The sequence below is a fragment of the Nitratireductor basaltis genome (assembly GCF_000733725.1).
Lineage (GTDB): Bacteria > Pseudomonadota > Alphaproteobacteria > Rhizobiales > Rhizobiaceae > Chelativorans > Chelativorans basaltis.
Genome location: NZ_JMQM01000001.1, coordinates 2,366,509 through 2,382,468 on the forward strand (window position 1 = coordinate 2,366,509; position 15,960 = coordinate 2,382,468).

Annotated in this window: 16 protein-coding genes; 15 read left to right on the forward strand and 1 reads right to left on the reverse strand. The window is 59.1% G+C overall.

Annotation, left to right across the window (positions count from 1 at the left end):
- The first annotated feature begins 160 nt into the window (after nucleotides 1–160).
- From EL18_RS11400 to olsA, 6 genes are all read left to right on the forward strand, one after another.
- Nucleotides 161–514 (forward strand): hypothetical protein, encoded by a 354-nt coding sequence (locus EL18_RS11400; RefSeq protein ID WP_036483087.1) that lies wholly within the window; start codon nucleotides 161–163, stop codon nucleotides 512–514.
- A 203-nt stretch (nucleotides 515–717) separates the two neighbouring features.
- Nucleotides 718–1,383, forward strand: a complete 666-nt coding sequence (locus EL18_RS17365; RefSeq protein ID WP_051914060.1) for a DUF1236 domain-containing protein — start codon at nucleotides 718–720, stop codon at nucleotides 1,381–1,383.
- A gap of 159 nt (nucleotides 1,384–1,542) precedes the next feature.
- Nucleotides 1,543–3,708 (forward strand): malate synthase G, encoded by a 2,166-nt coding sequence (locus EL18_RS11410; RefSeq protein ID WP_036483090.1) that lies wholly within the window; start codon nucleotides 1,543–1,545, stop codon nucleotides 3,706–3,708.
- A gap of 13 nt (nucleotides 3,709–3,721) precedes the next feature.
- Complete coding sequence (gene tsaB, locus EL18_RS11415) at nucleotides 3,722–4,393, forward strand: tRNA (adenosine(37)-N6)-threonylcarbamoyltransferase complex dimerization subunit type 1 TsaB (RefSeq protein ID WP_036483093.1); 672 nt, start codon at nucleotides 3,722–3,724, stop codon at nucleotides 4,391–4,393.
- A gap of 1 nt (nucleotide 4,394) precedes the next feature.
- Entirely contained in the window at nucleotides 4,395–4,898 is a 504-nt protein-coding gene (gene rimI, locus EL18_RS11420) for a ribosomal protein S18-alanine N-acetyltransferase (protein WP_036483096.1), read from the forward strand.
- Entirely contained in the window at nucleotides 4,895–5,698 is an 804-nt protein-coding gene (gene olsA, locus EL18_RS11425) for a lyso-ornithine lipid O-acyltransferase (protein WP_036483098.1), read from the forward strand. Before rimI ends, olsA begins: the two co-directional genes overlap by 4 nt.
- An 8-nt stretch (nucleotides 5,699–5,706) precedes the next feature.
- Here the strand turns inward: olsA and EL18_RS11430 are convergent, their stop codons facing one another.
- A complete protein-coding gene (locus tag EL18_RS11430; protein ID WP_051914062.1) occupies nucleotides 5,707–6,465 on the reverse strand; it encodes an alpha/beta hydrolase in 759 nt (252 codons plus the stop codon).
- A 95-nt stretch (nucleotides 6,466–6,560) separates the two neighbouring features.
- Between EL18_RS11430 and EL18_RS11435 the strand changes: the two genes are divergently transcribed.
- The 9 genes from EL18_RS11435 (at nucleotide 6,561) to trmB (ending at nucleotide 15,954) form a co-directional block, all read left to right on the forward strand.
- Nucleotides 6,561–7,484, forward strand: coding sequence for a LysR family transcriptional regulator (locus EL18_RS11435; RefSeq protein ID WP_036483100.1), 924 nt, complete (start codon nucleotides 6,561–6,563; stop codon nucleotides 7,482–7,484).
- 26 nt (nucleotides 7,485–7,510) lie between these two features.
- Nucleotides 7,511–8,950, forward strand: coding sequence for a tRNA (N6-isopentenyl adenosine(37)-C2)-methylthiotransferase MiaB (miaB, locus tag EL18_RS11440; protein WP_036483102.1), 1,440 nt, complete (start codon nucleotides 7,511–7,513; stop codon nucleotides 8,948–8,950).
- Nucleotides 8,951–9,030: 80 nt separating this feature from the next.
- A complete protein-coding gene (locus tag EL18_RS11445) occupies nucleotides 9,031–10,008 on the forward strand; it encodes a PhoH family protein (protein WP_051914215.1) in 978 nt (325 codons plus the stop codon).
- On the forward strand, nucleotides 10,001–10,474 hold the full coding sequence (gene ybeY, locus EL18_RS11450; protein ID WP_036483104.1) for an rRNA maturation RNase YbeY: 474 nt from the start codon (nucleotides 10,001–10,003) through the stop codon (nucleotides 10,472–10,474). Before EL18_RS11445 ends, ybeY begins: the two co-directional genes overlap by 8 nt.
- A gap of 27 nt (nucleotides 10,475–10,501) precedes the next feature.
- A complete protein-coding gene (locus EL18_RS11455; RefSeq protein WP_036483106.1) occupies nucleotides 10,502–11,563 on the forward strand; it encodes a hemolysin family protein in 1,062 nt (353 codons plus the stop codon).
- Between the two features lie 85 nt (nucleotides 11,564–11,648).
- Complete coding sequence (lnt, locus tag EL18_RS11460; RefSeq protein WP_161781994.1) at nucleotides 11,649–13,205, forward strand: apolipoprotein N-acyltransferase; 1,557 nt, start codon at nucleotides 11,649–11,651, stop codon at nucleotides 13,203–13,205.
- A gap of 123 nt (nucleotides 13,206–13,328) precedes the next feature.
- A complete protein-coding gene (locus tag EL18_RS11465; RefSeq protein WP_036483108.1) occupies nucleotides 13,329–13,742 on the forward strand; it encodes a helix-turn-helix domain-containing protein in 414 nt (137 codons plus the stop codon).
- A 167-nt stretch (nucleotides 13,743–13,909) separates the two neighbouring features.
- Nucleotides 13,910–15,187, forward strand: coding sequence for a methionine adenosyltransferase (metK, locus tag EL18_RS11470; RefSeq protein ID WP_036483110.1), 1,278 nt, complete (start codon nucleotides 13,910–13,912; stop codon nucleotides 15,185–15,187).
- A 62-nt stretch (nucleotides 15,188–15,249) separates the two neighbouring features.
- Nucleotides 15,250–15,954 (forward strand): tRNA (guanine(46)-N(7))-methyltransferase TrmB, encoded by a 705-nt coding sequence (gene trmB, locus EL18_RS11475; protein ID WP_036483113.1) that lies wholly within the window; start codon nucleotides 15,250–15,252, stop codon nucleotides 15,952–15,954.
- Nucleotides 15,955–15,960: the final 6 nt, after the last annotated feature.

Here is a 15,960-nt window from a genome sequence, read left to right on the forward strand (position 1 = left end):
GCACGAACTTCCCAAACCGCAAATAGTTCGCATCGTCGGATTCACACTAGCGTGAGAGCGGATGTGAACGATTTTCGGGAACGTCGACCCATCCGTTTCGTTGTCCAGCCCGAGGGAACGGCGAACACCAAACGCCAAACAGATGAAACGGAGTTAGAAAATGAAAACGCTTGTTTATTCCACCGCCATTGCAGCACTTATCGGTGTTGGTAGCGCTTCCGCACAGACGTTCGAGCCAACCAACATGAACGACGATCCGACACCTTACACGCAGGAAATGGACACCACTGTCGGCAATACCCAGACCATGGGTGCACGCGTTGGCTTCTCGGCAGCATCCGGTTTCGGTCCCAGCGACCAGAATGACCAGCCGACCCCGCGCATCTTCGCGCATCAGAACGACGGCTATGCCGCCACGTCCGGCATGACGACCGCTTCGGTCAGTGCGCAGCCTTCTGTTGCCGAGCGCAATTTCGAGCCAACCAACATGAATGACGAGCAGACGCCGTACTGATCCGGTAAACGCAGATATCATTCAAAAAAAGCCGGGCGCATCGCGCCCGGCTTTTTTGCTGGCTAAGCATCAGGAAGATGCTGATTTCACTTAATTATTTTTCACAAGAACACAAAGCGTGACCAAATTTCCGGAACATCGTTGGAGTGTAATCGTTGGGGCGGCAGAGGGACAGCGAAACCTCAATGAGAGGAGACAAAGTCATGAAAAAGCTTCTTATGGCAACCACTGCAATGGTCTTTGCTGCCGGTACTGCGATGGCACAGGACGCCAGCAATCAGAACGATGAGCAGCTGCCGGATACGGTCCAGACCAATAGCACCCAGTCCGGCCAGAAATCCTTCGGTGCTGCGGCCGGTGGCACGACTGGTGCCGTTGCCGGCGCGGTTGTCGGCGGTCCGATCGGCGCCATCGTAGGCGGTTTTGCAGGTGCGGTGATCGGTGCCGAGACTGCAGTTCCGGAGCCTGCCGTGAATTACGTTGTCCAGAACCCGGTCAACCCGGTGGTCATTGATGCGGACATTTCCGCTGGTGCAACGCTGCCTGAAACGGTAAGCGTCCAGCCGATCCCCGAGCATCCGGAATTCGCCTATGTCTACACGGACAGCCGTCCGATCATCGTGAAGGCTGACACCCGCGAGGTCGTCTATTCGCCGGGTTATTCCGTACCAGAAGAGACGATCGCCTGGGTAAAGCAGAACCCGGCTGATCCAATCTCCGTGGATACCGACATCACCGTCGGCGCAACCCTCCCGGCAGAGGTGGAGCTGCGGACCATCCCCAATAGCTCGGCATACTCCTATGTCTGGCTGGATTCCGGTCCGGCTCTGGTAGACGCCAAATCCCGCACCGTGGTCTGGGTGCAGTAAAGTGAATTAGCATCTCGCCTCGAAGGAGATGCGGCCAAAGGCCCTGCTGCCCGGCAGCAGGGCCTTTTTCTGATCGATTGAAGTTCCCTCCGGAGATTGACCGCTCCTTCGCCACATGGTCAAACCTCACGCTACAATAAGAGTGTTTGGGAGGCCCAAATGGTGGAACGTGTCGAGATCAATGGACTGAAGGTTGCACGGGAGCTGCACGACTTCGCGGTGAACAAAGCGATGCCTGGCACCGGAGTGGACGTGGAAACGTTCTGGCATGCCCTCTCCGAACTTGTTCACAAGCTGGCACCGAAGAACCGGAAACTCCTGGAAAAACGCGAGAAGCTGCAGGCCCAGATCGACGAGTGGCACCGCGAGAACGGCGCCCCCTCCGACCTCGAGGCCTATGAGGCGTTCCTGCGGGAAATTGGCTATCTGCTGCCGGAAGGTGGGGACTTTAAGGTTCAGACCGACAATGTGGACCCGGAAATCGCCGAGATCGCCGGCCCGCAGCTCGTCGTGCCGGTGATGAATGCGCGCTATGCACTCAATGCTGCAAATGCTCGATGGGGCTCCCTCTATGACGCGCTATACGGCACCGATGCCATTCCCGAAGCGGATGGCGCGGAAAAGGGCTCGGGCTATAATCCTGAACGCGGCGCGAAGGTCATTGCATGGGGACGCGATTTTCTTGACGAAAGCGCCCCGCTGGACGGTGCAAGCTGGGCCGATGCGTCCGGCTTTTCCATCCAGGGTGGCAAGCTTGTTGTGAAGACGTCGGCCGGTGAAGTTTCGCTGCGCGATGAAGCGCAGTTTACCGGGTACAAGGGCGATGCCGCCTCACCTCATGCCCTCATGGTAAGCCGCAACGGACTTGCTGCCGGCATCACCATCGATCACGACCACCCTATCGGCAAGACGGACAAGGCCGGCATTGCCGATATTGTTCTGGAATCCGCACTTACCACCATCATGGACTGCGAGGATTCGGTTGCCGCCGTCGATGCGGAGGACAAGGTTCTGGCCTATGGCAACTGGCTCGGCCTGATGAAGGGGGACCTGCAGGAAGAGGTTTCCAAAGGCGGCAAGACCTTCACCCGCAAGCTCAATCCCGACTGGACCTTCAACGGGCCGGATGGGTCGGAGCGCAGCCTGAAGGGCCGCTCGCTCATGCTGGTGCGCAATGTCGGGCATCTGATGACCAACCCGGCCATCCTCGACCGTGATGGCAACGAGGTGCCGGAAGGCATCATGGATGCCATGTTCACCGCTCTCATCGCACTGCACGACATTGGCCCCAATGGCCGGCGCATGAACAGCCGCGAAGGCTCCATGTATGTGGTGAAGCCGAAGATGCACGGGCCGGAAGAAGTGGCCTTCGCCGTCGAGATCTTCTCGCAGGTCGAAGACGCGCTCGGCATGAAGCCCAACACGATCAAGATGGGCATCATGGACGAGGAACGCCGCACCACCGTCAATCTCAAGGAGTGCATCCGCGCTGCAAAAGAGCGGGTGGTCTTCATCAATACCGGCTTCCTCGACCGTACCGGCGACGAAATTCACACCTCGATGGAGGCCGGCCCCATGATCCGCAAGGGCGACATGAAACAGTCGACCTGGATCGCAGCCTATGAAAACTGGAACGTCGATATCGGCCTTGAATGCGGTCTTGCAGGCCATGCGCAGATCGGCAAGGGCATGTGGGCCATGCCGGACCTGATGGCTGCAATGCTGGAGCAGAAGATCGGACATCCTAAAGCCGGTGCAAACACGGCATGGGTGCCCTCACCCACCGCTGCAACGCTTCACGCCACGCATTACCACAAGGTCAATGTGCGCGAGGTCCAGGAAGAGCTGAAGAAGCGCGAGCGCGCCAAGCTTTCCGATATCCTTTCCATTCCTGTCGCCACACGCCCCAATTGGTCGGACGAGGAAATCGCGCAGGAGCTCGACAACAATGCGCAGGGGATCCTGGGCTACGTGGTGCGTTGGGTCGATCAGGGTGTGGGCTGCTCCAAGGTGCCGGACATCAACGATGTCGGCCTGATGGAAGACCGCGCGACCCTGCGCATTTCCGCTCAGCACATGGCCAACTGGCTGCATCACGACGTGGTCAGCAAAGAGCAGGTAATGGAAACGCTCAAGCGCATGGCGAAGGTCGTCGACGAGCAGAATGCGGGTGATCCGGCCTATCGCCCGATGGCGCCCGACTATGACAATTCCATTGCCTTTCAAGCGGCCTGCGACCTCGTCTTCAAGGGTCGCGAGCAGCCGAGCGGCTATACAGAGCCGGTTCTTCATCGCCGCCGCCTTGAATTGAAGGCTGCGGGATAACACATCGGCGCCCATGAATATTCTTGCCATCGACACTGCCGCCAATCTCTGTGCCGCCTGCGTCTATGATCGCGCCGCAGGCGAGGTCAAAAGCCGGGTGGTGCTCGATATCGGCAAGGGGCATGCGGAACATGTGATGGATGTGGTGGAGCGCGCCCTGCAGGAAAGCGGGCTCTCCTATCCCCAGATCAAGGCCGTGGCCGTAAATTCCGGCCCCGGCTCCTTCACCGGCGTGCGTGTCGGCATTTCCGCCGCGCGCGGGATCGGCTTGGCGCATGACCGCCAGACCTGCGGCGTGAACGCGCTTGATGCGCTCGCATTCGAGGCTCGGGAAAAATATCCCGGCCGCAGCATTCTTGTGGCTACCGGCAATCGCGATGAAAGCCTTGCCTGTCTGGGCGTAGACGGAACTTCCGAATTCCCCTTCGTGAACTACGAATTGCTCTCTGCCGATGAGGCTCGCGAGAAGCTGGAACGGGACACGATCCTTGTCGGCGATGGCGGCTGTCGCATTGCCAGGGCCCTCGGCCGTGACTGCGACTTCGACAGCGCAACGGCAGACATAACAAGCTTTGCCCGACTTGCTGCCAAGGCGCAGGGCACCATCCCGGCGGTTCCGCTTTATCTGCGCGACCCCGACGCAAAGCCGCAGTCAGAATTCGCGCTCGCGATCAGGGGCATCTGACGTGCTTTCCTTTGGCGGTTTTCGCAGACGCAGCTTCATCATCCGCGCCCTGGAGCGCGACGATTGCGCGCGTGTGTCGGAACTTCACGAGGAGAGTTTTGCGCGTCCGTGGTCGGAAGACGAGTTCGATGCACTTGTTACCCAATCCACCGTGTTCGGCTATGTCGCCGTACCCGAAGGTCGCCTAAAGGCGAAGGCGGAAGGTTTCGTGCTGGCGCGTCTTGCCGCCGGCGAAGCGGAAATTTTGACGATCTCGGTTTCGCGGTCGTGCCGCCGCAGAGGTCTTGGTCGCGATCTGATGGACGCGACCTTGCGTCACCTCCATCATGAGCGCGCCGAAGCGCTGTTCCTTGAGGTCGACGAGAACAATGTCGCGGCGCTCGCGCTCTATCGCCGTCTCGGTTTCCAGAAAGTGGGCGAACGGCCCGACTACTATGGCGAAGGTCAGGCGCGGCGAAGCAATGCGTTGGTGATGCGCCGGGATCTTCATCCAAGGCAGGGATGATGGAAGCTTTGGGCCTTTATGCGCGGCTTGTGCTGGTTGCGCTCTACACTCTGCCGCTCATGCCGGTGCAAAGGCTGGCGCTCAGATTTGGGTGGCCGGATGAACGGATCATCCCGCGCCTGTGGCACCGGATGACGCTTTGGGTGCTGGGCATACGGGTGCGCAAATTTGGCAAACCGGCGCTGAACGGCCCGCTGATGATGGCAGCCAACCATGTTTCCTGGACCGATATCGTCGTGCTCGGCTCCATTTCCGGCGTGCATTTCATCGCCAAATCGGACATGGCCTCCTGGCCCATCCTTGGCACTTTCGCACGCATGCAACGTTCTGTCTTCGTTGAGCGGGAGCGCAAGCGTTCCTCTTCAGAACAGGCGCAGGAAATCGCCGAACGCCTCTCGGGTGGTGATCCGATGGTGCTTTTCGCAGAAGGCACGACTGGTGACGGCAATGGGGTCCTGCCCTTCAAGACGACACTTTTCGGTGCAGCCCAACTTGCACTGCAAAAGCTCGACGACCAGCATGTGACCATACAGCCCGTCGCCCTCGCCTACACCAAAAGCCACGGGATGAATCTCAACCGCCGTGAGCGCGCCCAGATCTCCTGGATCGGCGATCTTGATCTCTGGCCGCATCTGAAGACCGTGCTCAAGGCGCGACCGCTGGAAGTCGAGGTTCGTTTCGGTGAACCTTTGAGCTTTGCCGGAGCAGGTGATCGCAAGACCGTTGCTCGTGAAGCCGAACGGCAGGTACGTGCAATGCTCAGGCAGGCGCTGCGCGGTCGTGACACCGCGCAACACTAGCTTCGTCATCAATCGAGGGTATCGACAGCTTTCACGATGACATCCGTGATTTCGGCAGCATGGGTAAGCGGGAGAAGGTGCCCACCGCCAACTTCCACCACCTGCGCGTCCGAGCGTTTTGACATGAAGCGCTGCAGATCAGGCGAGACGGTTCGATCTTCGGTCGCAATCACCGACCAGACCGGCAACTGCTTCCATCCCGCAACTTCCGCGGTTTCACTGAAGATGCCGATATTTGCCGCTGCTTGTGCGCGTTCCCAATAGGCTGCTTCTTCTGCTGCCAGCCCGTTTGCGACATCGCGCATCCACACCTCCTGCTTCAGCGTGAAATGCCCGTCCTCGCTGATGATCAAAGGGTCGGCGGACATGACCGGTGGGAACTTCGCATTCAGTTCGGCCAGGCTTTCGCCTTCTTCCGGCTGAAATGCAGCGACATAGATCAGTGCCTTTGTCGCCCCCTCCTTGGCTGCCTGGCTGATCAGCATGCCGCCATAGGAGTGGCCCACCAGCACATGCGGACCTTCAACGGTTTCCGTTACCCGCCTTGTTGCAGCAAGATCGTCCTTCATGGAGGTGAATGGCAGCTGCACGATCCTGCTCTCTATTCCCTCCGCCTTGAGGCGTTCCGAAACATTCCGCCATAACCCACCTTCCATGCCCAGTCCGGGCACAAGCACCACCGTCATGGCAGAGGCATGCGGCACCGCGAGGAGGGCATGGAGCAGCAGCATCCAGATCAGGGTCGCTTTTGGCTTCAGTGACAACATCTTGTTCTCCTTTGCAGTTGTGCAAAGTGATAGATCGACCTGCGTCTTATCAATATACTGATTAATGTGATTGACAGCTTCACCAGAGGTGATGAATGGACCGCCACGAACTTGCCGCTCTGCTGGTGCTGAAAGCGGTGGCTGATGCCGGCAGCTTCACGCGGGCAGCCAAGCGCCTCAACCGGGCCCAATCCGGCGTGAGCCAGACAATCAGCGAGCTCGAACAGCGGCTGGGTGTTCCACTTGTCGCGCGCACCACGCGCAGCCTTCGTCTGACCGATGCGGGCCAAGCCCTGCTTGATGAGGCGGGACCGGCCCTCGAGAGGATCGAGCACAGCCTGAAACAGATCCGTAACGCGGCGCATGAGCCTGCCGGGCGCCTTCGGATCACGGCACTTGAGCATCCTGCCAAAGTCATCCTCATTCCAGCCATCGCCGAACTGCGCAGACGCCACCCATCCATAAAGGTCGATCTGCATGTGAGTGACAGGAAGGTCGATATCGTCGAAGGAAAATTCGATGCAGGCGTACGTTTCTCCGACCATATGGAGAAGGACATGACGGCGATCCCGATTAGCGAGGACATCAAGGCCTGCGTGGTCGGATCACCTGCATATGTCGAGCGGATGGGTCTGCCAACGGAACTGCGGGAGCTGCTCTCGCATGACTGCATCGGCTACCGCCTTCCAACCCACGGCGAGCGATACCGCTGGCTGTTTAATCGCGACGGCAAGCCGGTTGAAGTGGATGTGGACGGTTCATTGACGGTGAATGGAACCGCCGCGCTTGTGGAAGCCGCACGGGCGGGCCTCGGCCTAGCCTATGTCTTCGAGCCATTGGTGCGCGCGGAGATCACCGCGGGGAGCCTCATCCCATGCCTGCAGCACTTCATGCCGAAATGGGGTGGATACAAGCTCTACTATCCACACAGGCGGCAAAAGTCGGCCGCGCTTCACGCATTTGTGGAGGTGCTGCGTGAACAGAGAAAGCAGGCAGAGCAAAAACCGTCTGTTTTTTGACATGTAAAAGCGTTAGGACACGCGGCATGGAACAGAATTCTTTGCATCATTCGGACGCCGCTGCCGCTGAAGGCAATGCCGGCGCGACTTCGGTGGCGGCTAAGAAGGTTTTCGTGAAGACCTATGGCTGCCAGATGAATGTCTATGACAGCCAGCGCATGGCCGATGCACTGGCCGCGCAAGGTTATGGCCCGACCGACAGCATCGAGGAGGCCGACCTCGTTCTGCTCAACACATGCCATATCCGCGAAAAGGCTGCCGAGAAGGTCTATTCGGAGCTTGGCCGAATCCGTCAGTTGAAGGATGAGCGCGCAGCCGAAGGCCGCGAGACGATTGTCGGCGTTGCAGGATGCGTTGCCCAGGCGGAAGGACGCGAGATCCTGCGCCGTGCGCCGGTGGTCGACCTCGTTATCGGACCGCAGACCTATCACCGTCTGCCCGAGGTGGTGAAGCGTGCGCGTGGCGGCGAGAAGATCGTCGAGACGGAATATGCGCTGGAAGACAAGTTCGAGCATCTGCCGGCAGCGCAGAACAAGGTGACGCGCAAGCGTGGTGTCACCGCTTTCCTTACCGTGCAGGAAGGCTGCGACAAGTTCTGCACTTTCTGTGTGGTTCCCTATACGCGCGGCGCGGAAGTTTCCCGGCCAGTCTCGCAGATCGTGGCGGAAGCGAAACGTCTTGCGGAAGCGGGCGTGCGCGAGGTCACGCTACTTGGCCAGAACGTCAATGGCTGGCACGGCGAAGGGGCGGATGGCCGCGAATGGGGTCTGGGCGAACTTCTGTTTCGCCTTGCCGAAATTCCCGGCCTCGACCGGTTGCGCTACACGACCAGCCATCCCCGCGACATGGATGACGCGCTGATTGCCGCCCATCGCGATCTCGACAAGCTGATGCCTTATCTGCATCTTCCCGTGCAGTCCGGTTCGGACCGCATCCTCAAGGCGATGAACCGCAAGCACACCCATGACGACTATCTGCGCCTGATCGAGCGCATCCGCGAGGCCCGGCCCGACATTGCCATGTCTGGCGACTTCATCGTCGGCTTCCCGGGCGAGAGTGAAGAGGATTTTCAGGAGACCATGCGCATCGTGCGCGAGGTGAACTACGCGCAGGCATTCTCCTTCAAATATTCTCCTCGCCCAGGCACACCCGGCGCCGACATGGATGGTCATGTTGCAGAAGATGTGAAAAGCGAGCGCCTGCAGAGACTGCAGGACCTCCTTTATCAACAGCAGCGTGAATTTGCCCAAAGCCTTGTAGGAAAACAGATATCACTCCTTCTGGAGAAGCCCGGTCGTGAGGCTGGACAGCTTGTGGGACGTTCTCCCTGGCTGCAGCCCGTAATTGTTGATGAAAGGCTGGGCGAAATCGGTCAGATTATAGATGTCAGAATCAGCAAGGCGGGGAGTAACAGCCTCTTTGCGGAGCCGGTCGCAGGCCCTATATCGGCAACAGAGGTAGCGTGACCCTTGTCACCGCGTCGAAGGGAACAAAGCGTTTGAATGCCAGCACCGAGCTGAAGAATACGCCTGTCGGGGCGTCGGATATGGCCCATATCGTCCTGACTTTCGATGACAACAAGCTCGCGGGCACGCTCTACGGCCCGTTTGACGAAAACCTGGCGCGCATCGAGCAGAAGCTCGGCGTCGATGTTTCCTCCAAGGGCAACCAGGTCGCCATCAAGGGCGAGCCAATCGCCGCCGAACAGGCCCGCCGAGCGCTCGATTATCTCTACGAACTCGTCCAGGGCGGCACTGAACTCACCCCGTCGGAAGTGGATGGCGCATTGCGTCTGTCGCTTGCAGCCGACGATCAGTTGAGCCTTCCAACCCTGGAGCGCAAGGGCAAGCTTGCTGCAGCGCAGATTTCCACGCGCAAGCGCACCGTCTATGCACGATCGGCCAATCAGGACGCCTATATGCGCGCGCTGGAACGGGCCGAGCTCGTCTTCGGCATCGGGCCTGCGGGCACCGGCAAGACCTTTCTGGCCGTGGCCTATGCCGCCATGCTTCTGGAACGCGGCATCGTGGATCGCATCATTCTTTCGCGGCCAGCCGTCGAGGCTGGTGAACGCCTGGGCTTTCTGCCAGGTGACATGCGCGAGAAGGTCGACCCCTATCTGCGCCCGCTTTATGACGCGCTTTACGACATGATCCCCGCCGACAAGGTGGAGCGCGCGCTTGCTGCCGATGTCATCGAGATCGCGCCGCTTGCCTTCATGCGTGGCCGCACGCTTGGCAATGCCGTTGTCATCCTCGACGAGGCGCAGAACACGACGCCGATGCAAATGAAGATGTTCCTCACCCGTCTGGGCGAGAACGGGCGCATGATCATCACTGGTGATCCAAGCCAGATCGACTTGCCGCCGAACACGAAGTCAGGGCTCGTCGAGGCGCTCAACGTGCTGCGCGATGTTCCCGGTATCGTGACGGTGAAGTTCAATCAGAAAGACGTGGTGCGCCACCCACTGGTGGCTGCCATCGTCGAAGCCTATGACCGCAAGGCTCCGGAGACCAATGGCTGAAGGCATTCTTGTTGCCTGCGCCGTTGAGGCAGGAGACTGGCCAGACGAAGCGGAGCTTGAAGCTTCTGCGCGGCGCGCTTTCGCGGCGGCGGCAGAGAAGACCGAAGCACCCTCTCTGTTCGAGGTCAGTCTGCTTTTTACCGATGACGCACATATCCAGGTGCTGAACCGCGATTTTCGAGGAAAGGACAAGCCGACCAATGTGCTTTCCTTTCCAGCGGCGAGTGGTGTATTTCCCGGCGACACCACGAAGGTGCTTGGTGACATTGTCATCGCACGCGAGACCGTGGAGCGCGAGGCGGAGGAAGAAGGCAAGAGCTTCGACCATCATTTGACCCATCTTCTCGTTCACGGTTTTCTTCACCTTTTGGGGTATGATCACGAGAGTGATGACGAAGCCGAGGAGATGGAGGCGATGGAACGTCTGATCCTGGCAGGTCTTGAGATCAGTGATCCCTATGCCTAACTTTGAGTTTTGAACCATCGAAAGACAATGACAGACACATCTATCAGCGCGCTTGGCGCGGTGCCTGAGAGCGAACAGGCGACACCTTCTCCCGATAGCGAAGAGGGGCCTAGTAGCAGTGCGCAGCGACAGCCCTCACGCCCCGGACTATGGCAGGCGTTGGGGAGCTTCTTCGGACTGCGCAACAATTCCACGATCCGCGAGGATCTCGCCGATGCCCTGGATGAGCATACGGCAGACACAACGGCCTTCTCGCCTGGCGAACGGGCGATGCTTCAGAACATTCTGCGCCTGCGCGAATTGCGCGTGGATGACGTCATGGTACCACGCGCCGACATCAAGGCGGTGGAGCTGAACACGACGCTGCGCGACCTGCTTCTTCACATCGAGGAATCCGGCCATTCCAGGTTGCCTGTCTATGGCGAGACGCTGGATGACCCGCGCGGCATGGTTCATATCCGGGATGTGGTGGGTCACCTCATTCGCACATCGCGCCATCGCAAGGGCCGCGGTCGCAATGCCAAGACTGCAGCCTCGCAACTTCTCGACCTGGGCCATGTCGATCTCGACCGCACGATTTCCGAATTGAACCTCGTGCGCTCGCTGCTCTTCGTTCCTCCTTCCATGCTTGCCTCGGACCTGATGGCGCGCATGCAGGCCGGGCGTATCCAGATGGCGCTGGTCATCGACGAGTATGGCGGCACCGATGGTCTCGTCTCGCTCGAGGACATCGTCGAAATGGTTATCGGCGACATCGAGGACGAGCATGATGACGACGAGCCGATGATCGAGCAGAAAGGCGACGGCATCTTCCTGGTCGACGCCAAGGCTGAGATCGATGATGTCGCCAAGGCCATCGGCGACGGCTTCAATGCCGGCGAACATGCCGAGGAAGTGGACACGATCGGCGGCATGATCTTCAACGCGCTGGGCCGCGTGCCTGCGCGTGGCGAGGTGGTGCAGGCCATTCCCGGCTTCGAGTTTCACGTGGTTGACGCTGACCCGCGCCGGGTGAAGCGTGTGCGTATCGTGCAGGGACGCGCTGCAGAGCGCCGTCGGCGCAACAAGGTGCGCGCGGGCGAGACCTGATCCATCTCCGCGGCTGATGCTGGCCGTTGGAGCGCTCGATTGAGGCTGATACATCTGTATGCAGCTGATTCGAGCCTGGATACTCATGGAAACTCTCGCCGATCGCGTAATTCTTCTGTCGGGGCTGAAGCGCTGGCTCCTGACGATCACCAGCGGTGCCGCATTGGCGCTGACACTTGCGCCCTTCGACTTTCCCGCAGTCGGCTTTGTTTCGTTCGCGCTTCTGGTCTGGGTGCTCGATGGCATCGCGGCTGAAAAGAGCCGGCTCCCGGCACTGAGCGCCTTTTTCGCAACCGGCTTCTGGTTTTCCTTTGGATATTCCCTCGCCTCCACATGGTGGCTTGCAATAGGAATGTTGCAAGGCGGCCCCGACCTCGCCTGGGCATTTCCTCTGGCCCTTCTTCTTTATCCGGCAATTTGCGGCGTCTTCTATGGTCTGGGCGCCGCGTTTGCCGGCATCATCTGGACGGAGGGTGTCGGCCGTCTTGCCGCCCTCGCCTTCTCACTTGCGGCTGCTGACTGGCTGCGCTCGGCACTGCTGCCGGGCTTTGCCTTCAATCCATTGGCCATGACAGCCATGCCTGCGCCCGTGCTCATGCAGTCTGCGAGCCTTATCGGAATGGCAGGAATGGCTGCGCTGGCCGTCTTCGTGTTTTCCGCCCCCGCAACGCTCGGACACGGAAAGCACGCGACTAGTTCAATCGGTCTAGCAATCGCGCTTTTGGCAGCCCATCTGGGATTTGGCATATTCGCGCTCGATCAGGCACATCCTGACGATCCGGCAACAGCAGCGCGCATCGTGCAAACAGCATCCTCAATAGATAAAATTATAAATAATGCAGACTATAATCTGAATGTTCTTATTTCTGCTCAAAGACAGTTCAAATCGACTAGCGACAAATCGACTGTAATCTTGTGGCCTGGCATTTCTCTGCCGACCGTTCTTACGCAAAACCCTGCAATTCTCGAAAAGATAGCTTCTTCTGTGAATAATCGCGAAGTTCTAGTCACTGGAACCTTTCGCACCGAAGAGGGTGATACACCGCGTCTATACAAATCGGTGGCTGTAGTTAATCACAACGGTGAGATTGTAGGGGCATCCGACAAGAAAACCCTTCTTCCAATCATCGAGCGAAATTTTTTCTCCGCATGGTTGCAGAAAAAAGATGAACCAAATGAAGCGGATAACCGGCCGAGCTTTACTGCCGGCGGGCCGCGACAAACACTCCCCTTGTCAACAAACGTGAAGGCTCTATCTTTGTTTGACACGGAAATTCTGCTTTTCAGGCGGGTTCTCGAGCAGGTGAAAGATGCGGACGTCATCCTTCACCTCTCCAACCCCGCGGGCAGAAGCACCAAACTGGGTACATATCAGGAGTTGCGTTACGCGCAGGCAACCGCAGCCCTGACCGGCACTCCGATCCTTCGCGCCAGCAACTCAGGGCTGTCGGCTGCGATAGACGGAAACGGGCGCATTCTGGAGTCAATCGCAATCGGAACAACAGGCGTAATCGACTTGCCTGCACTGCCGAAGCGTGCAAAAAGAATACTTATTGGGCAAAACGAAGTTCGTGAGGCTATTTTTCTCGCATTTCTTGGTGTTTTCGCCCTTGTAGCTTGGATCGTTGGTCGCACGAATTGACTTTTCAGCCGTGAGGCAAGCATAGTCAGGACGACCTGATTGAACGTTTAACTACCAACAGCGCAGGGCTCCGGCTCAGGCGCTTGCAATTTGGGAAGGCCGCTGGCGAACGGCGAGGATTAAATGGACAAGAACAACAAGAAGAAACCTAACCCGATCGACGTGCATGTCGGCAGCCGCATAAGGCTGCGGCGCAATATGCTTGGGATAAGCCAGGAGAAGCTTGGCGAAAGCCTGGGAATTACATTCCAGCAAATCCAGAAATACGAAAAGGGTACGAATCGCGTGGGTGCCAGCCGCCTTCAGGCGATCGCCTCCATCCTCAGCTCACCGGTATCCTTCTTCTTCGAAGGCGCACCGGGCGAAGATGGTCAGCCGGCTCCAGGCATGGCAGAGGACGGTGCATCCTATGTAACCGACTTCCTCAACAGCTCCGAGGGCATCCAGCTCAATCGGGCTTATGTAAAGATTTCCGATCCGAAGCTGCGCCGCAAGGTTCTCGATTTGGTGAAGGCGCTTGCCGACGCCGAGGAATAGCATTTCGATGTCCGCCGCATTGCCGGCGGACATGACGCTTTCGTGACGGGAAGGCGCAACATTCTGGTGTTTGCGCCATAACTTCTTGACCCTCTGACAGGCGATTGGCTAACACAGTGCGGCCAATTCACCGGCAGTCGAGCCGGACTTACTCAGAGGGGTTACCCGTGGCACGCAGCAACTATCTCTTTACAAGTGAATCCGTATCCGAAGGTCACCCCGACAAGGTGTGTGACCGGATTTCCGACGAGATCGTGGACCTCGTCTATCGCGAGGCGAAGAAAGAAGGCATGGACCCGTGGAAGGTCCGCGTTGCCTGCGAAACTCTTGCCACGACCAATCGCGTTGTGATCGCCGGTGAGGTGCGCGTGCCGCAGAGCCTGCTCAAGCGTGACAAGTCCGGCGAAATCTTGATGGATGCCAGCGGCAACCCGGTCATCAATCCTTCCAAGTTCCGTTCGGCTGCGCGCCGCGCGATCAAGGCCATCGGCTATGCGCAGGACGGTTTTCACTGGAAGACCGCGCGCGTGGATGTGCTGCTGCATGGCCAGTCGCCGGATATCGGCCAGGGCGTCGACAACGCTGCTGACAAGCAGGGCGAGGAAGGTGCCGGCGATCAGGGCATCATGTTCGGCTATGCCTGCCGCGAGACGCCTGACCTCATGCCTGCTCCCATCTGGTACTCGCACCGCATTCTTCAGTTGCTTGCAGAAGCACGCAAGGCCGGCGAAGGCGACGCGGCCCTTCTTGGACCCGACGCCAAGAGCCAGGTGACAGTGCGGTATGTGGACGGCAAGCCCTACGAGGCGACGCAGATCGTTTTGTCCACCCAGCACCTTGATGCGAGCTGGGACAGCAAGAAGGTGCGCGAGGTCGTCGAGCCCTATATCCGCCAGGCCCTTTCCGAAGGCGGCCTGAGTGTCGCCGACGATTGCAACTGGTACATCAACCCTACCGGTAAATTCGTGATCGGCGGGCCAGACGGCGACGCAGGCCTGACCGGGCGCAAGATCATCGTCGACACCTATGGCGGTGCAGCTCCCCATGGCGGCGGCGCTTTTTCGGGGAAGGACACCACGAAGGTTGATCGTTCTGCCGCCTATGCGGCGCGCTATCTCGCGAAGAATGTCGTTGCTGCCAATCTGGCGGAGCGCTGCACCATCCAGCTTTCCTACGCCATCGGCGTTGCGCAGCCGCTCTCTGTCTATGTAGACCTGCATGGCACGGGCAAGGTGAGCGAAGAAGAGGTCGAGATTGCCATCCGCGATGTCATGGACCTTTCGCCGTCCGGCATCCGCCGCCATCTGGACCTCAACAAGCCTGTCTATGCGAAGACTGCCGCTTATGGTCATTTCGGTCGCAAGCCGGGTCGTGACGGCTCCTTCTCCTGGGAGCGCATGGATCTGGTGAAGGCTCTCAAGAGCTCGCTCTCCAAGGCCGCCTGAGCCTATCCGCAAACAAGACGAACAGCGACGGCGCATCCGCGCCGTCCTTGAGGTAAGTGAAAATGGCCGAAGAGCATCCTGAGCGTTCAACGGAGGCGTTTTTCGGTCGCCGTCGCGGCAAGCGTCTGCGCCCGCAGCAGAACGAGGCGCTGAACACAGCGCTCTCCCGGCTGAAGATCGACCTGACGTCCCGGCCTCCTGCCCGACTGGAAGAGCTGTTTCCGGCAGCGGTGAAGAACGTGCGTCTGGAGATAGGGTTTGGTGGCGGCGAGCACCTGCTCAACGAGGTATCCCGTTATCCGGACACAGGTTTCATCGGTGTCGAGCCCTTCGTCAACGGCATGGCCAAGCTCGCTTCAGCCATTGAAGGCGAATTGCCACAAACGCTGCGCCTTTATGATGATGACGCCACGCAGCTTCTCGACTGGCTTCCGGAGAATGCGATCAGCGGTATCGACCTGCTTTATCCCGATCCCTGGCCGAAGAAGAAGCATTGGAAGCGGCGCTTCGTGAGCGCGGTCAATCTGGATCGTTTTGCGCGCGTGATGAAGCCTGGCGCGCGTTTCCGCTTCGCCTCGGATATCGACACTTATGTGAACTGGACGTTGCAGCACTGCCGGCGGCATGATGCCTTCGAGTGGCAGGCGCAGAGCGCGGAGGACTGGCATACGCCCTACGAAGGCTGGCCTGGCACGCGCTATGAAGCAAAGGCGATCCGAGAAGGCCGGAGACCGGCCTATCTCACTTTCGTGCGCATCGGGAGTTAGGTTCGG

Excerpts from the sequence above, each read along its gene's own strand:
- EL18_RS11400 (WP_036483087.1), top strand. The coding sequence starts at position 161 with ATGAAAACGCTTGTTTATTCCACCGCCATTGCAGCACTTATCGGTGTT.
- EL18_RS17365 (WP_051914060.1), top strand. The coding sequence starts at position 718 with ATGAAAAAGCTTCTTATGGCAACCACTGCAATGGTCTTTGCTGCCGGT.
- EL18_RS11410 (WP_036483090.1), top strand. The coding sequence starts at position 1,543 with ATGGTGGAACGTGTCGAGATCAATGGACTGAAGGTTGCACGGGAGCTG.
- tsaB (WP_036483093.1), top strand. The coding sequence starts at position 3,722 with ATGAATATTCTTGCCATCGACACTGCCGCCAATCTCTGTGCCGCCTGC.
- olsA (WP_036483098.1), top strand. The coding sequence starts at position 4,895 with ATGATGGAAGCTTTGGGCCTTTATGCGCGGCTTGTGCTGGTTGCGCTC.
- EL18_RS11430 (WP_051914062.1), bottom strand. The coding sequence starts at position 6,465 with ATGTTGTCACTGAAGCCAAAAGCGACCCTGATCTGGATGCTGCTGCTC.
- EL18_RS11435 (WP_036483100.1), top strand. The coding sequence starts at position 6,561 with ATGGACCGCCACGAACTTGCCGCTCTGCTGGTGCTGAAAGCGGTGGCT.
- miaB (WP_036483102.1), top strand. The coding sequence starts at position 7,511 with ATGGAACAGAATTCTTTGCATCATTCGGACGCCGCTGCCGCTGAAGGC.
- EL18_RS11445 (WP_051914215.1), top strand. The coding sequence starts at position 9,031 with ATGGCCCATATCGTCCTGACTTTCGATGACAACAAGCTCGCGGGCACG.
- ybeY (WP_036483104.1), top strand. The coding sequence starts at position 10,001 with ATGGCTGAAGGCATTCTTGTTGCCTGCGCCGTTGAGGCAGGAGACTGG.
- EL18_RS11455 (WP_036483106.1), top strand. The coding sequence starts at position 10,502 with ATGACAGACACATCTATCAGCGCGCTTGGCGCGGTGCCTGAGAGCGAA.
- lnt (WP_161781994.1), top strand. The coding sequence starts at position 11,649 with ATGGAAACTCTCGCCGATCGCGTAATTCTTCTGTCGGGGCTGAAGCGC.
- EL18_RS11465 (WP_036483108.1), top strand. The coding sequence starts at position 13,329 with ATGGACAAGAACAACAAGAAGAAACCTAACCCGATCGACGTGCATGTC.
- trmB (WP_036483113.1), top strand. The coding sequence starts at position 15,250 with ATGGCCGAAGAGCATCCTGAGCGTTCAACGGAGGCGTTTTTCGGTCGC.